We start from the raw sequence: 14182 nt of genomic DNA, 5'->3' as shown, positions 1-14182 counted from the left end.
GCGGGAGGGGAACTCTTACTCCGCCGCCTCGAGCTCGACCTTCACCTCGGCCTGCATCGGCTTGACGCCCAGCCGGGCGAACAGCGCCGCATCCTTGTCGTCGCCGGCATTGCCCGCGGTGAGCAGCTTGTCGCCGGTGAAGATCGAGTTGGCGCCGGCCAGGAAGCACAGCGCCTGGGTCGCGTCGCTCATGCTCTCGCGCCCGGCGGAGAGGCGCACCATGCTCTCCGGCATGGTGATCCGCGCCACTGCGATCGTACGGACGAACTCGATGTCGTCGATCTGGGCGAGCGGTGTGTCGGCGAGCATGTTGCCGAGCACGGTGCCCTTGATCGGCACCAGCGCGTTCACCGGCACGCTGCCCGGATGCACCGGCAGGGTGGCGAGCGCATGAATGAAGCCGACACGGTCCGGCCGGGTCTCGCCCATGCCGACGATGCCGCCGCAGCACACGTTGATCCCCGCCTCGCGGACATGCTCGAGCGTGTCGAGACGATCCTCGAAGCTGCGGGTGGTGATCACCTCGGCGTAACGTTCAGGGGACGTGTCGATATTGTGGTTGTAGTAATCGAGCCCGGCATCGGCGAGCATCTGCGCCTGCTTCTCGCTGAGCATGCCCAAGGTCATGCAGGTCTCCATGCCCATCGCGCGCACACCCTGCACCATCTCGACGATGGCGGGCATGTCGCGGTCCTTGGGATTGCGCCAGGCGGCGCCCATGCAGAAGCGCGACGAACCATGGTCCTTGGCCTGGGCCGCGGCCTGCAGCACCTGGCGCACGTCCATCAGCTTGGTCGCCTTCAGGCCGGTCTCGGCCGACACCGACTGGCTGCAATAGCCGCAATCCTCCGGGCAGCCGCCGGTCTTGATGCTGAGCAGCGTCGAGAGCTGGACCTCGTTCGGCGCGTGATGCGCGCGGTGCACCTCGGCGGCGCGGAAGACGAGTTCGGTGAACGGCAGGTCGAACAGCGCGGCGATCTCGTCGCGGGTCCAGTCGGTACGGGTCATGGTTGCAGGGTCCGGGTAAAGAGATAGACGAACATGCCGACGCCGATGGAAAGCAGCACGGGCGCGCCGATCCGGCAGAAATTGACGTTGTTGTTCAGCGGCTTGCGCTTGAACCGTGCACGTACGATCTCGCCGGCACCGGAGAAAGAGAGCAGCCCCGCCGAGGCCAGCACGATCAGCACCAGGATGATCGCCTTGGGAGACAGGCTCTTGCCATAGGGCACCAGCGCCAGCACACCGCCCAGCGAGACGATGCACAGCGAGGTGAGGTGCTTGAAATAGTCGTAGAGCAGCGCCTCGCCGTCTCCGGCCTTGGCAAGCTCTTCCTCGATCTCCGTCATTCGGCGGCTTCCTCCACGGGGGGCATGTTGTGCCCGAGGAGCCTCAGCACTTCTTCGGCCGCTTTGACAAGGTTGGTGCCCGGCCCGAAGATCGCCTGCACGCCGGCTTCGCGGAGAAACTCATAGTCCTGCGCCGGGATAACCCCGCCGGCGACCACCTTGATGTCCGCCCTGCCCGCGTCCTGCAATTCGCGGATCAGCTCGGGGATCAGCGTCTTGTGACCCGCGGCGAGGCTGGAAGCACCCACGACATCGACATTGCTCTCGATCGCCAGCGCTGCGGCTTCCTGCGGGGTCTGGAACAACGGCCCCGGCACCACGTCGAAGCCCAGGTCGCCGAAGGCCGAGGAGACCAGATTGGCGCCGCGGTCATGCCCGTCCTGCCCCATCTTGGCGACGAGCATGCGGGGCTTGCGACCAAGCCGGCGCTCGGTGGCGGTCACCCCGTCCTTGAGCCGCTCCCAAACCACATCGTCCTGATAGGCGCCGCCATAGACACCCTGCACTGGGGTCGGCTTGGTGGCATAGCGACCGAAGCCGGCCTCCATCGCCGCGCTGATCTCGCCCAGCGTCGCACGGGCACGGGCAGCCTCGACGGCAAGCGCGAGCAAATTGTCGCTGCCCCGCGCGCCTTCCTGCAGCGCGAACAGCGCTGCCTGGCACGCCGCCTCGTCGCGGCTCGCCTTCACCCGCTTGATCCGGGCGATCTGCGCCTCACGCACGGCATGGTTATCGACATCGAGGATGTCGATCGGCTCTTCCTCGGCCTTGCGATACTTGTTGACGCCGACGATCACCTGCTCGCCGCGATCGATCCGTGCCGCCGTCGCTGCGGCCGCCTCCTCGATCATCGCCTTGGGCCAGCCGGCCGCCACCGCCTTGGCCATGCCGCCTTCGGCCTCGACCCGCTCGATGATCTCCCAGGCCTTGTCGACCAGCTCCTGGGTGAGGCTCTCGATATAATAGCTGCCGCCCAGCGGATCGACGACATTGCACATGCCCGTCTCCTCCTGGATGACCAGCTGGGTGTTGCGCGCGATCCTGGCAGAGAAGTCGGTCGGCAGCGCGATCGCTTCGTCGAGCGCGTTGGTGTGCAGGCTCTGCGTGCCGCCCAGCATCGCCGCCATCGCCTCGATCGTGGTGCGGATGACGTTGTTGTACGGGTCCTGCTCGGTCAGCGACACGCCGCTGGTCTGGCAGTGGGTGCGCAGCATCTTCGAGCGCTCGTCCTGCGCCCCCAGCTTGGTCATCACCCGGTGCCACAGCACGCGCGCCGCGCGCAGCTTCGCGATCTCCATGAAGAAGTTCATGCCGATCGCGAAGAAGAAGCTCAGGCGACCTGCGAACTTGTCGATATCCAGCCCGCTGGCGACGCCGTACTTCACATATTCCATGCCGTCGGCGATGGTGAAGGCGAGCTCCTGCACCTGCGTCGCCCCGGCTTCCTGCATATGATAGCCGGAAATGGAAATGCTGTTGAATTTCGGCATGTTCGCGCTGGTATATGCGAAAATGTCCGAAATGATCCGCATGCTCGGTTCGGGCGGGTAGATATAGGTGTTGCGGACCATGAACTCCTTGAGGATGTCGTTCTGGATGGTCCCGTCGAGCAGGCTCTTGTCGACACCCTGCTCCTCGCCCGCGATGATGAAGAAGGCGAGGATCGGGATCACCGCGCCGTTCATCGTCATGCTGACGCTCATCTGATCGAGCGGGATGCCGTCGAACAGGATCTTCATGTCCTCGACGCTGTCGATCGCCACGCCCGCCTTGCCGACGTCGCCTGTGACGCGCGGATGATCGCTGTCATAGCCACGGTGGGTGGCGAGATCGAAGGCGACGCTCAGCCCCTTCTGCCCCGCCGCGAGGTTGCGGCGATAGAAGGCATTGGAGGCCTCGGCGGTCGAGAAGCCAGCATATTGGCGGATCGTCCAGGGCCGCCCGGCATACATCGATGCGCGCACGCCGCGCGTGAACGGCGCGAAGCCGGGCAGGCCGGGGTCGAGATGCGCGGTGTCCTCGGCCGTGTAGAGCGGCTTGACCTCGATGCCCTCGGGCGTGTGCCAGGCCAGGTCGCGGCCCTTCACTTCCTTCGAAGCGGCGGCGGACCATTGGTCGAGCGTAGGCTTGTCGCTCACTTTCCCTCTCCCCATCGGGGAGAGGGAGGGAGCCGACGAAGTCGGCGGAAGGGAGAGGGGCAGAGAGAGCGGGCTACGACTGCCCCTCTCCCTTCCGCCGACTTCGGCGCGGGCCCCTTCCCTCTCCCCGTCGGGGAGAGGGAGATCAGATCAATGCCCATCACGCGGCGTCTCCATGATCTCGGTGAGCACCCCGCCCATGTCCTTCGGATGCACGAAGAAGATCGGCGTGCCATGCGCACCGATGCGCGGCTCGCCGAGCACCTTGGCGCCCTTCGCCTCGAACCAGGCCTTGGCTTCGTGGATGTCGGGCACTTCGTAGCAGAGGTGATGCTGCCCGCCGGCCGGGTTCTTCGCCAGGAAGCCATGGATCGGCGAGGTCTCACCCAGCGGCTCGATCAACTCGATCTGGCTGTTCGGCGTATCGACGAAGCAGACCTTCACGCCCTGCGCCGGCAGGTCGAACGGCGCGCGGATCACCTCCGCGCCCATCACGTCGCGGTAAAAGGCGATCGACGCTTCGATCGAAGGGGTCGCGACGCCGACATGGTTGAGGCGGCCGAGTTTCATCCGATTATTTTCCAGTTCACTGCCGAGAGGCCGAAGGCCAGGATCGCCAATCCGACGCATCCGGCGAAAAACATCCAGATCGTCGCTGCCCAATAGAGTATGGGACTATCCACGCGCCGGATCGCCTTCCAGCCTAGCCTCCCGTTCGCGACACCCGACCGAAGCGAACGAACGCCCTGCCAGAGGGCGAATGCGACGAATCCCAGGAGAAGACATGTCCAGATGACGATGAAGATCATCGCGACCTCACAGCGGGATGTTGTCGTGCTTCTTCCACGGGTTCTCGAGCTGCTTGTTCCGCAGCTTGCGGAGCCCCAGGGCGATGCGGCGGCGGGTGGAATGGGGCATGATCACCTCGTCCACGAAACCCTTCGCAGCTGCAACAAACGGATTGGCGAAGCGTGCCTCATATTCGGCGGTCCGCTCGGCGATCTCCTCGGGCGTCTTGCCGCGGAAGATGATCTCCACCGCGCCCTTGGCGCCCATCACCGCGATCTCGGCGGTCGGCCAGGCATAGTTGAGGTCGCCGCGCAGATGCTTGGACGCCATCACGTCGTACGCGCCGCCATAGGCCTTGCGGGTGATCACCGTGATCTTCGGCACCGTCGCCTCGGCATAGGCGAAGAGCAGCTTCGCGCCGTGCTTGATGATGCCCGAATGCTCCTGGCCGACGCCCGGCAGGAAGCCCGGCACGTCGACAAAGGTGACGATCGGGATCTCGAACGCGTCGCAGAAGCGCACGAACCGCGCCGCCTTCTTCGAGCTGTTGATGTCGAGGCACCCGGCCAGCACGATCGGCTGGTTGGCGACCACGCCCACCGTGCGTCCCTCGATCCGGCCGAAGCCGATCAGGATGTTGCCGGCATGGCTCGGCTGCAGCTCGAAGAACTCGCCCTCGTCGAGCGTCTTCCGGATCAGCTCGTGCATGTCGTAGGGCTGGTTTGCGCTCGGCGGGATGAGGCTGTCGAGGCTCGGCTCGAGGCGATCCCAGGGATCGTCGCTCGGCCGCTCGGGCACCTGCTCCCGGTTCGAGCTTGGCAAGAAGTCCACGAAGTCGCGGGCCGCGAGCAGCGCCTCGATATCGTTGTCGAAGGCCACGTCAGCGACCCCCGACTTCGTGGTATGCGTCACCGCACCACCCAGTTCCTCCTGCGTGACGATCTCGTTGGTAACGGTCTTCACTACATCCGGGCCGGTGACGAACATGTACGATGAATCCTTCACCATGAAGATGAAGTCGGTCATCGCGGGGGAATAGACCGCGCCGCCGGCGCACGGGCCCATGATCAGCGAGAGCTGCGGCACCACGCCCGATGCCAGCACGTTGCGCTGGAACACCTCGGCATAGCCGCCGAGCGACGCGACACCCTCCTGGATGCGCGCACCGCCGCTGTCGTTGAGCCCGATCACCGGGGCGCCGACCTTCATCGCCATGTCCATGATCTTGCAGATCTTCTGTGCGTGACGTTCGCTGAGCGAGCCGCCGAACACGGTGAAGTCCTGGCTGAACACGAAGACGAGGCGGCCGTTGATCGTGCCCGATCCGGTGACGACGCCGTCACCGGGGACGATCTGGTCCTGCATGCCGAAGTCGACGCAATTATGCTCGACATACATGTCGAGCTCTTCGAACGATCCCTGGTCGAGCAGCACCTCGACACGCTCCCTCGCGGTGAGCTTGCCCTTGGCGTGCTGCGCGTCGATCCGCTTCTGGCCTCCGCCCAGACGGGCAGCGGCGCGGCGGCGTTCCAGTTCCTCGATCGTCGACGACATGCGGTTCCCCTTAGGTGGCTGCGCCTCTGCATCGGGACATGCCCCTGCGGCAAATGCAATGTTGCAAAGTTGCAGCGTGCCAGTTTGCAGATATACTGCGGATATGAGCAACTCTCCCCGCCGCCGCGTCTTCGAAGGCTTCCGCCTGCGCGAGCTGCGCCGCCGCGCCGGCATCAGCCAGGCGGCGATGGCCACGCGGCTCGGCATCTCGGTCTCCTACCTCTCGCAGATCGAGAACAACGACCGGCCGATCACCGACATCGTCCTGGTCGCCCTCGCCCGCGAATTCCCGCTCGAGGCGTTCGGCGATGTCGAGGACAGCGCGGCGCTGCTCCGCACGATCGACGCCGCCACCGATGCCAGCGTCCCCGCCGGACGGCTCGACGAGGCCGATGTCCGCCGCGGCATCGAGCAGCAGCCGCTCCTCGCCCGCCGCATGGTCGCGCTGCACGAGGCCTGGCGCCGCAGCCAGGAGCAGCTCCGCGTCCTCGACGACCGGTTCGACAGCGGCTCGACCGGCACCGCCCCGCTCCCCTGGGAGGAGGTGCGCGACTGGTTTCAGGCCGAGGGCAATTACATCGACGCGATCGACCGCTCGGCCGAGACGCTCTCCGCCGATCTCGACCCCGACCGCCCCACCCGCGGCCTCGAGGACCGGCTGCGCTGGCACGGCGTCCGCGTCACCGGCGAGGAGGGCGACGGCAGCCAGCTCAGCCGCTTCGACCCGCGCGACCGCACCCTGGCCGTGAACAGCGCGCTCCCGCCGGAGAGCCGCGCCTTCCTGCTCGCCCACCGGCTGGTCCGCTACGAGTTCGAGAACGAGATGCGCCAGGTGGTCGAGGAGTCCGGCCTCGCCTCTCCCGCGGCTCGCGAGCTGCTCAACATCGGCCTCGCCAATTATGCCGCCGGCGCGCTGCTGATGCCCTACACGCCGTTCAAGGACACCGCCCGCACCGTCCGCCACGACATCGACCGGTTGCGCCAGCGCTTCGGGGTGAGCTTCGAGCAGGCCTGCCACCGCCTCTCCACCCTCCAGCGCCCGGGTGCCGCCGGCCTGCCCTTCTTCTTCTGCCGGGTCGACATGGCCGGCAACATCACCAAGCGCCACTCGGCCACTCGCCTGCAATTCGCCGCGCTCGGCGGCGCCTGCCCGCTCTGGGTGGTGCACGAGGCGGTGGCGATCCCCGACCGCATCCTCGTCCAGCATGCCGAGATGCCTGACGGCACGCGCTATGTCTCGATGGCCAAGGGGCTGGTGAAGCCTTCGGGCAGTTATGCCCGCCCGTCGCGCCGCTATGCCGTGGCCCTGGGCTGCGAGGAGCTGCACGCCGCCGACTTCGTCTATGCCGACGACCTCCGCCCGGGCGGCGCGGCCACCCCGATCGGCGCGAGCTGCCGCATCTGCCCGCGGGTGGACTGCGACCAGCGCGCCTTCCCCCCCGCCGCCTCGGCGATCGCGATCGATCCGGACCGGCGCAGCGTCGTGCCTTACGCGTTCAGCTGAGGAAGGACCCCGCCGCTTTCAATATCCGTCATCCCCGCGAAGGCGGGGATCCAGAGTCACAAAGGGCATTGCTCTGCCACCCTGGATCCCCGCCTTCGCGGGGATGACGATGATTAAAGCGAGAACACCTCAACTGATCCGGTTCGCCGAACCCACCGCATTGTTGTACGAGTCGATCATCGACTTCATGTTGCTCGGCGAATGCGACTGTTTCAGCTCGCGATACTGGCCGATCATCGATCCCAGCATCTCCGCCACCAGCTCATAGGTGCCCAGCCGGCTCTTCTCGAGCGGCTCGGTCGCCTTGGTCTTGGCTTCCGTGATCGCCTTTTGCTGCTCGGTCAGCAGCTTGTCGAGCGACGACGCCAGCCCGTCCGCCTTAGCGAAGATCGCCGCGTCCTTCAGGTCCTCGGGCTTGTCGAACAGCCCGACCAGCTCCTCGGCCTGCAGCATCGCCTGCTTGTTGTTGTAACCGACGATGTTGCCGTCCGCCTTGAGCTTGGCCAGCTCCGCCTCGGCGCCGGCCCGGCGCTGCTTGACCAGCTCGGCATTGAAGTCGTCCATCGCCTTCAGCGCCGCGTCGAACTCGGCGATCATCTGGGCGTCCTCGGCCTTGCCGCGCTTCAGCGCGTCCTCGCGATAGGCCTTGGTGTTGTAATATTGATAGAGCGGCCTCAGCCGGGCGAGCACCTTGACCAGCGCGGCGTCCAGCGCCTCCGCCTTCTTGTCGAGATCGCCGAGCGAACCCGGCAGCGCGATCGCCGCCTTCAGCTTGCCCTCGCCGGTCTCGACCCAGCCGTCGCTGACGTTGATGCTGTCCGATGGCGATCGGCTCGGGATCTTGGCTTCCTTGTAGGTATCCGCCGTCGCCGGCAGGCCGAACGTGTCGATCAGGCCGTTATACGCCTCGGTATAGGCGCTGATCTTGGCCGCGGCATCGGGCGAAGTCGCCACAGCCGCCGATCCGTTGCCGCCACCCGAGCCGGCGCCGCCACAAGCAGCCAGCGTGAACAATCCCGCCAGGACGACACCCTGGCGCACCTTCAACTTCAGCATGCGGAATACACCCCTCAACCGTTGCGCCGGCGAAACGCACTGCGCGCGCATTCGATCCATCGGGCATGTGCTCCTGCTTTCGCAGGAGCACAGCTTGTGGCATACCCGAAAAACGAAAAAGCCTTGGGAGAGGTAACATGGCCACCGCGCTGGCAACCAAAGTGATGACCGAAGCCGAGTGGGAGGCGCGCCAGCAACTCGCCGCCTGCTACCGGGTGTTCGACATGCTCGGCTGGTCCGAGATGATCTACAACCACATCACGCTGAAGGTGCCGGGCGAGGAAGGCGCGTTCCTGATCAACCCGTTCGGGCTGCACTTCAGCGAGGTGAAGGCGTCGAACCTCGTCAAGATCGACATCGACGGCAACAAGCTCGACGACTCGCCCTATCCGGTGAACCGCGCCGGCTTCGTCCAGCACGCGCTGTTCCACCGCCACCTCCCCGACGCGCATTGCATCGCCCACACCCACACCACGGCGGGCATGGCGGTCGCCAGCGTCGAGGGCGGCCTGCGCCCCACCAATTTCTACGCCTGCAACTTCGCCGGCCAGATCGCCTATCACGACTTCGAAGGCGTGACGGTGCGCGACGAGGAGGGTGAGCGGCTGCTCGCGCATCTCGGCGACAAGCGGGTGATGCTGCTCCGGAACCATGGCATCCTGGTGATGGGCCGCACCCTGCCCGAGGCGTTCATCAAGCACTGGTCGCTCCAGCGTGCCTGCGAGATCCAGATCGCCACCGCGAGCATGGGCGAGCCGCTGGTAGTGCCCGACGAAGTCGTCGCCGTCCACCAGCGCGACCTCCACATGGCCCAGGTTCCGGGCGGCCCCGGCGCCGCGGACTTCGCCGCGATGGTCCGCCTGGTGGACCGCACGGACAAGAGCTGGCGGGAGTAGGGGACCACCCTCTCCACACCCCTACCGTCACCCCGGCCTTGTGCCGGGGCCCACCGGGCCACGGGTCATGCCGGCAGAGGCTCCAATCCCAGCTCGACAGCAAGGTCGTTCCACATCGGATTCTGCCGCTCGATCAGGTTCCGCTTCCACTCGCGCCGATAGCGCTTGAGCTGCTTCTCGCGCGCAATCGCCCCTTCCATGCTTTCGCCGGTCTCGAAATAGACCAGCCGCCGAAACCCAAGCCTCTTCGCATGTCCTCGAACGCGCCTTCGCGATGCTGGATGATCCGACCCAGCAGGTTCGAAGTCACGCCTACATAGATCGCGCCGTTATAGCGGCTGGCCAGGATATAGACGCAAGGCGTTCTTTCGATCACGACGGACATTGTCTGCGGCCCGGTGGATCCCGGCACAAGGCCGGGATGACGGAGTTACGTCCAGAGCGGACCCACTCACTTCCAAAATAGGATTTCGCCTGCCACCCTCGCTTCGCTCTTTCTCATCGCGAATATCAGGCCGGACGCGAAGGCACCCCAGACGGGTAAATCCGCCGCTTCGGAAAGCCGCTGCGCCGTAGCTGTGGATGTCGTGACTTTAGTGAACTTTCGTACCCCGTTGGGGTAAATCACCCAAACCGGTAGCCCGAAACCGTCCACCCCAGCACATGATCGCGGTAATCGCACACCGCCGGCCCCTCGCCGCCCGCGCCGAGCGCGACCATCAGCGGCAGCAGGTGCTCCTCGCGCGGATGGGCGAAATGGGCGTGGGGCAGCTGGTCCCAGGCGGCGACCCGCGCGGCCCGGCGCGCCGGATCGGCATCGGTCACTGCGTCGGTCAGGGCCGCATCCCATTCATCGGCGACCGGCGTCACTTGCGGTCCACGGGCGCGGAGGTTGTGGAAGCTCATGCCGCTGCCGACGATCAGCACGCCCTCGTCGCGCAGCGGCGCCAGCGCCCTGCCCAGCGCGATATGGTCGGCAGGGTCCAGGTCCTTGCGCAGCGAGAGCTGGACCAGCGGGATATCGGCACCCGGCACTGCGACCATCATCGGGATGAACACGCCGTGGTCCCAGCCACGCTCGCGCTCCTCGCCGACGGGAAAGCCCGCCCCCTCGAGCAGCGCCTTCGTCCGCTCCGCTACTTGCGGAGAGCCCGGCGCATCCCAGCGCAGGCGATAGGTGTGCTCGGGAAAGCCGTAATAGTCGAACAGCAGCGGCTGGCCGTTGCCGGCATGCACGGTGACCTGCTCCTCCTCCCAATGGCCCGAGACCAGCAGGATCGCCTTTGGCCGCTCGGGCAGCGAGTCGATCAGCCCGGCGAGATAGGCCTGCATCGGCTGCCACATCGGGTCGGCCGGACCGCCATTCGGGTCCATGAAGAAGCAGGGGCCGCCGCCATGCGGGATGAAGAGCGTTGGAAATGTCATGTGGCCGATGTCGCGCCCGGGGCGGTCCGGCACAATGCCGGTTTCGGAAACACCGCGTTTCCCGCTACACCCCCCGCATGACTCGCTTCACCGTCAACAACCAGCCGGTCGCGTACAAGATGGATCCGCGCACGCCCCTGCTCTGGGCGCTGCGCGACGCCTCGAACCTCACCGGCACCAAATATGGCTGCGGCACCGGCGATTGCGGCGCCTGCACGGTGGATGTCGACGGCACCGCCCGCCTCGCCTGCCAGGAGACGATCGGCGCGCTCGAAGGCACGTTCGTCACCACGATCGAGGGGCTGTCCAAGGATCGCAGCCATCCGGTGCAGCAGGCCTTCATCGCGGCCAACGTGCCGCAATGCGGCTATTGCATCCCCGGCGTGGTGATGGCCGCCTCGGTGCTGCTGCGCGGCAACCGCAACCCGAGCGAGGCGGACATCAAGGATGCGATCCCCAATCTCTGCCGCTGCGGCATCTATCCCCGGCTGGTCGAGGCGATCCAGAACGCCGCCCGCATCGCCCGCGGCGACGCGCCGGCTCCCGAGCCCGGACAGGACGCGCCGACGCCCGCCCAGTCGGAACCCTAGATGTTTCAGATGCTTTCAATTGGCTGACAGATGAATTCAGAGTCATGTCAGCCGCCGGGTTCTAGAGGAATGCTACCCTCGAAGCCCGGCGCGTGTGCCGGTCCCAGCGGAGACACTTGATGAAGAAGACCTTGCTAGCGGCGATCATCGCCGCAACAGCCCTGGTCCCGCCGGCACTGGCGCAGGATCGCGGGCATCGCTGGGGCGGCGGCGACCGTTCCGGCAATTCGGGCGCCTCGCAGCCGGCGCAGGACCGTGGCGATCGCGGTGACCGCGGCAATCGCGGCGGTGGCTGGCGCCAGTCCTCGGGCCAGCCCCAGCAGCAGGCGCAGCCGCAGCAGCAGCCCCGCCGCGACTGGAACGGCGGCGGCAACAATGGTGGCGGCGCCAATGGCGGTGGCTGGAACCGTGGCGGCTGGAACGGCGGCGACCGCGGCTCGCGTCCGCAATGGAATGGCGGCCAGGCCCGCCCGCCCCAGACCCAGGTCTCCCCGCCCCAAGCCCAGCCGCAGCAGCGCTGGGACGGCAACCGCGGCGGCGACGGCCGGCGCGACTGGAACCGTAATGGCCAGGATCGCCGCGACTGGAACCGCGACGGCAATCGCAGCGGCCAGTGGGATCGCGGCAACCGCGACTGGAACGATCGCAACCGCGACCGCAACAATAATGGCTGGAACCGCGGCGGCTGGGGCGGCAACGACCGCAACCGCTGGGACAACAACCGCGGCTGGGGCGGCAACGACCGCGGCCGCTGGAACAACGGCTGGCGCAATGACCGCCGCTACGACTGGCGCGGCTATCGCAGCTCCAACCGCGGCCTCTACCGCCTGCCGCGTTACTATGCGCCGTCGGGCTGGGGCTATGGCTATCGCCGCTTCGGGATCGGCTTCACGCTGAGTTCGATCCTGTTCTCGTCGCAATACTGGATCAACGATCCCTATTATTACCGCCTGCCCGAGGTCTACGGCCCGTATCGCTGGGTGCGCTACTACAACGACGCGCTACTCGTTGATGTCGAGACCGGCGAGATCGTCGACACGATCTACGACATCTTCTGGTAAGCCAGCCCGCATCTTGCCAGAAGTGGGAGGCCCGGCCCGTCAGGACCGGGCCTCTTGCCTTTGGCAAGGGGCACCACCCCTATTGACCGCGAGGCCCTCAGGCGCAAATTGGCCCCTGTGAGCAAGAATATCGGCAGAGTATCGGGATCCCCCTCGCCCAACCGCGCGCGGATCGCCCGCGAAGTCACGGCGAAGCTGGAGGCCCATCCCGGCATCAAGCGGGCAAAGGTGGAGACTGCGCAGCTCTACACTTATCCCGATTTCCTCAGCGAAGCCGAGTGCGAGGCGCTGGTCGCGCTGATCGACAAGTCGGCGCGCCCCTCCACGCTGCTCGCCGCGCATGAGGATCCCGAGTTCCGCACCAGCAGCTCGACCGACCTCGACCGCTGGTCCGATCTGGTCTGGCAGATCGACGATCGCATCGCCCACCTCCTCGGCCTGCCGCCGGAGAATGCCGAGACGCTGCAGGGCCAGCGCTACGCCCCCGGCCAGCAGTTCCGCGCGCACTGCGACTATTTCCACGAGGGCGCGGAATATTGGGAGAAGATGCTCGAATATGGCGGCCAGCGCACCTGGACCGCGATGGCCTATCTCAACGATGTCGAGGAAGGTGGCGCCACCTGGTTCCCGCGCGCCGGGGTTCGCTTCAAGCCGAAAAAGGGCCTGTTGCTGATCTGGAACAACATGATGGAAGACGGCACGCCCAATTACGACACGCTGCACGAGGGCATGCGCGTGCTCGAGGGCACCAAGTACATCGTCACCAAATGGTTCCGCGAGAACGCCTGGATCCGCGGCCATGTGCCGACCTATTATGCCGGCGGTGAGCAGCGGGCTTAGCCTCGCCTCGCCAAACTCCCCTCCCCGGAAGGGAGGGGATTGGATTAGCTCAGACGAGCCCCGCGAATTCCAGCGCGGCGTCGACCGCCTTGCGGCTCGCCTCTCCGGCCGGCGTCATCGGCAGGCGCAGCTCCTGCGGGAAGCCTTCCCGAACCCGCCCCAGCGCATATTTCACCGGCCCCGGCGAGGCATCGGTGAACATCGCGAGGTGCAGTGGATAGAGCCGGTCGTGCAGCTCCAGTGCCAGCGCGTGATTGCCCGCTGCCCAGGCAGCCTGGAACTCGGCGCAGAGCTTCGGCGCGACATTGGCGGTCACCGAGATACAGCCTGTGCCACCCATCGCGTTGAAGGCCAGCGCCGTCTCGTCATTGCCAGAGAGCTGGATGAAGTCGTGCCCGCAGCCGGCGCGCTGCTCGGAGACGCGGGCGAGCGCGCCCGTCGCGTCCTTCACGCCGATGAACTTGCCCGGGAACGCCTTGACGATCCGCACCATCGTCGCCGGCTGGATGTCGGTCACCGTGCGGCCCGGCACGTTGTAGAGCACGATCGGCAGATCGGCCTGCTCGGCGATCGCCGCGAAATGCTGGAAGATGCCCTCCTGGCTCGGGCGGTTGTAATAGGGCGGGACCATCAGCACCGCATCGGCACCGGCGCCCTTGGAGGCTTTCACATTCTCGATCGCGACCAGCGTGTCGTTCGAGCCGGCGCCGGCGAGCACCGGCACGCGGCCCTTCGCCTGGTCGGTGCAGACGCGCACCACTTCGAAATGCTCGTCTTTGGGCATCGTCGCCGCCTCGCCGGTGGTGCCGCACGGCACCAGCCCGGCAGAGCCTTCGGCAATCTGCCATTCAACAAGCGCGCGATAGTCTTCCTCCGCGAAGCTGCCGTTACGGAACGGCGTCACCAGCGCGGGAATGGAGCCCCAGAACATGGTCCGAAAATCTTCCCTAATTCCCCAAATCGGGGCTGGCAGATAGGCG

Annotated in this window: 14 protein-coding genes and 1 pseudogene; 5 read left to right on the top strand and 10 right to left on the bottom strand. The window is 66.4% G+C overall.

Features of this window, described 5'->3' with window-relative positions; translation table 11 throughout:
• Nucleotides 1–15 precede the first annotated feature (15 nt).
• The 6 genes from bioB to ACEN8G_RS08320 form a co-directional block, all read right to left on the bottom strand.
• On the bottom strand, nt 16–1008 hold the full coding sequence (gene bioB / locus ACEN8G_RS08345; RefSeq protein WP_413417809.1) for a biotin synthase BioB: 993 nt from the start codon (nt 1006–1008) through the stop codon (nt 16–18).
• Complete coding sequence (locus ACEN8G_RS08340; protein WP_413417807.1) at nt 1005–1349, bottom strand: hypothetical protein; 345 nt, start codon at nt 1347–1349, stop codon at nt 1005–1007. The genes bioB and ACEN8G_RS08340 overlap by 4 nt, the downstream gene beginning before the upstream one ends.
• Entirely contained in the window at nt 1346–3487 is a 2142-nt protein-coding gene (gene scpA / locus ACEN8G_RS08335) for a methylmalonyl-CoA mutase (RefSeq protein WP_413417805.1), read from the bottom strand. Before scpA ends, ACEN8G_RS08340 begins: the two co-directional genes overlap by 4 nt.
• 150 nt (nt 3488–3637) lie before the next feature.
• Entirely contained in the window at nt 3638–4057 is a 420-nt protein-coding gene (mce, locus tag ACEN8G_RS08330; protein WP_413417803.1) for a methylmalonyl-CoA epimerase, read from the bottom strand.
• Nucleotides 4054–4296, bottom strand: a complete 243-nt coding sequence (locus ACEN8G_RS08325) for a hypothetical protein (RefSeq protein WP_413417801.1) — start codon at nt 4294–4296, stop codon at nt 4054–4056. The genes mce and ACEN8G_RS08325 overlap by 4 nt, the downstream gene beginning before the upstream one ends.
• A 7-nt stretch (nt 4297–4303) precedes the next feature.
• A complete protein-coding gene (locus ACEN8G_RS08320; protein WP_413417799.1) occupies nt 4304–5830 on the bottom strand; it encodes an acyl-CoA carboxylase subunit beta in 1527 nt (508 codons plus the stop codon).
• Nucleotides 5831–5933: 103 nt separating this feature from the next.
• On the opposite strand from ACEN8G_RS08320, the gene ACEN8G_RS08315 reads away from it, so the two are divergent.
• Complete coding sequence (locus ACEN8G_RS08315) at nt 5934–7334, top strand: helix-turn-helix domain-containing protein (protein ID WP_413417797.1); 1401 nt, start codon at nt 5934–5936, stop codon at nt 7332–7334.
• 129 nt (nt 7335–7463) lie between these two features.
• On the opposite strand, the gene ACEN8G_RS08310 is transcribed toward ACEN8G_RS08315, so the two are convergent.
• Complete coding sequence (locus ACEN8G_RS08310; protein WP_413417795.1) at nt 7464–8390, bottom strand: DUF3829 domain-containing protein; 927 nt, start codon at nt 8388–8390, stop codon at nt 7464–7466.
• 137 nt (nt 8391–8527) lie between these two features.
• Here ACEN8G_RS08310 and ACEN8G_RS08305 point away from each other — a divergent pair, with 137 nt between their 5' ends.
• Nucleotides 8528–9286 carry a class II aldolase/adducin family protein gene (locus tag ACEN8G_RS08305; protein WP_413417793.1) on the top strand — a complete coding sequence of 253 codons (759 nt, stop codon included), beginning with the start codon at nt 8528–8530 and terminating at the stop codon, nt 9284–9286.
• A 65-nt stretch (nt 9287–9351) separates the two neighbouring features.
• On the opposite strand, the pseudogene ACEN8G_RS08300 reads toward ACEN8G_RS08305, so the two are convergent.
• Nucleotides 9352–9671, bottom strand: a pseudogene (locus ACEN8G_RS08300) (GIY-YIG nuclease family protein).
• Between the two features lie 239 nt (nt 9672–9910).
• Nucleotides 9911–10711, bottom strand: coding sequence for a DODA-type extradiol aromatic ring-opening family dioxygenase (locus ACEN8G_RS08295; protein ID WP_413417791.1), 801 nt, complete (start codon nt 10709–10711; stop codon nt 9911–9913).
• A gap of 77 nt (nt 10712–10788) precedes the next feature.
• Here ACEN8G_RS08295 and ACEN8G_RS08290 point away from each other — a divergent pair, with 77 nt between their 5' ends.
• The 3 genes from ACEN8G_RS08290 (at nt 10789) to ACEN8G_RS08280 (ending at nt 13202) form a co-directional block, all read left to right on the top strand.
• On the top strand, nt 10789–11301 hold the full coding sequence (locus tag ACEN8G_RS08290) for a (2Fe-2S)-binding protein (RefSeq protein WP_413417789.1): 513 nt from the start codon (nt 10789–10791) through the stop codon (nt 11299–11301).
• A 119-nt stretch (nt 11302–11420) separates the two neighbouring features.
• Entirely contained in the window at nt 11421–12362 is a 942-nt protein-coding gene (locus ACEN8G_RS08285) for an RcnB family protein (RefSeq protein ID WP_413740768.1), read from the top strand.
• A 117-nt stretch (nt 12363–12479) separates the two neighbouring features.
• The gene (locus tag ACEN8G_RS08280; RefSeq protein WP_413419103.1) at nt 12480–13202 is read left to right on the top strand and encodes a 2OG-Fe(II) oxygenase; all 723 of its coding nucleotides are present in this window, start codon (nt 12480–12482) and stop codon (nt 13200–13202) included.
• A gap of 49 nt (nt 13203–13251) precedes the next feature.
• On the opposite strand, the gene dapA is transcribed toward ACEN8G_RS08280, so the two are convergent.
• Nucleotides 13252–14133 (bottom strand): 4-hydroxy-tetrahydrodipicolinate synthase, encoded by an 882-nt coding sequence (dapA, locus tag ACEN8G_RS08275; protein ID WP_413419105.1) that lies wholly within the window; start codon nt 14131–14133, stop codon nt 13252–13254.
• Nucleotides 14134–14182: the final 49 nt, after the last annotated feature.

The organism is Sphingomonas sp. Sphisp66 (genome assembly GCF_047324325.1).
Classification (GTDB): Bacteria; Pseudomonadota; Alphaproteobacteria; order Sphingomonadales; family Sphingomonadaceae; genus Sphingomonas.
The sequence above is the reverse complement of the archived record's forward strand: the minus strand, read 5'-3'. Positions and strand labels throughout refer to the sequence as shown.

Bases quoted from the DNA above. Each gene is read 5' to 3' on its own strand.
- bioB (WP_413417809.1), bottom strand. From the start codon at position 1,008: ATGACCCGTACCGACTGGACCCGCGACGAGATCGCCGCGCTGTTCGAC.
- ACEN8G_RS08340 (WP_413417807.1), bottom strand. From the start codon at position 1,349: ATGACGGAGATCGAGGAAGAGCTTGCCAAGGCCGGAGACGGCGAGGCG.
- mce (WP_413417803.1), bottom strand. From the start codon at position 4,057: ATGAAACTCGGCCGCCTCAACCATGTCGGCGTCGCGACCCCTTCGATC.
- ACEN8G_RS08325 (WP_413417801.1), bottom strand. From the start codon at position 4,296: ATGATCTTCATCGTCATCTGGACATGTCTTCTCCTGGGATTCGTCGCA.
- ACEN8G_RS08320 (WP_413417799.1), bottom strand. From the start codon at position 5,830: ATGTCGTCGACGATCGAGGAACTGGAACGCCGCCGCGCCGCTGCCCGT.
- ACEN8G_RS08315 (WP_413417797.1), top strand. From the start codon at position 5,934: ATGAGCAACTCTCCCCGCCGCCGCGTCTTCGAAGGCTTCCGCCTGCGC.
- ACEN8G_RS08310 (WP_413417795.1), bottom strand. From the start codon at position 8,390: ATGCTGAAGTTGAAGGTGCGCCAGGGTGTCGTCCTGGCGGGATTGTTC.
- ACEN8G_RS08305 (WP_413417793.1), top strand. From the start codon at position 8,528: ATGGCCACCGCGCTGGCAACCAAAGTGATGACCGAAGCCGAGTGGGAG.
- ACEN8G_RS08295 (WP_413417791.1), bottom strand. From the start codon at position 10,711: ATGACATTTCCAACGCTCTTCATCCCGCATGGCGGCGGCCCCTGCTTC.
- ACEN8G_RS08290 (WP_413417789.1), top strand. From the start codon at position 10,789: ATGACTCGCTTCACCGTCAACAACCAGCCGGTCGCGTACAAGATGGAT.
- ACEN8G_RS08285 (WP_413740768.1), top strand. From the start codon at position 11,421: ATGAAGAAGACCTTGCTAGCGGCGATCATCGCCGCAACAGCCCTGGTC.
- dapA (WP_413419105.1), bottom strand. From the start codon at position 14,133: ATGTTCTGGGGCTCCATTCCCGCGCTGGTGACGCCGTTCCGTAACGGC.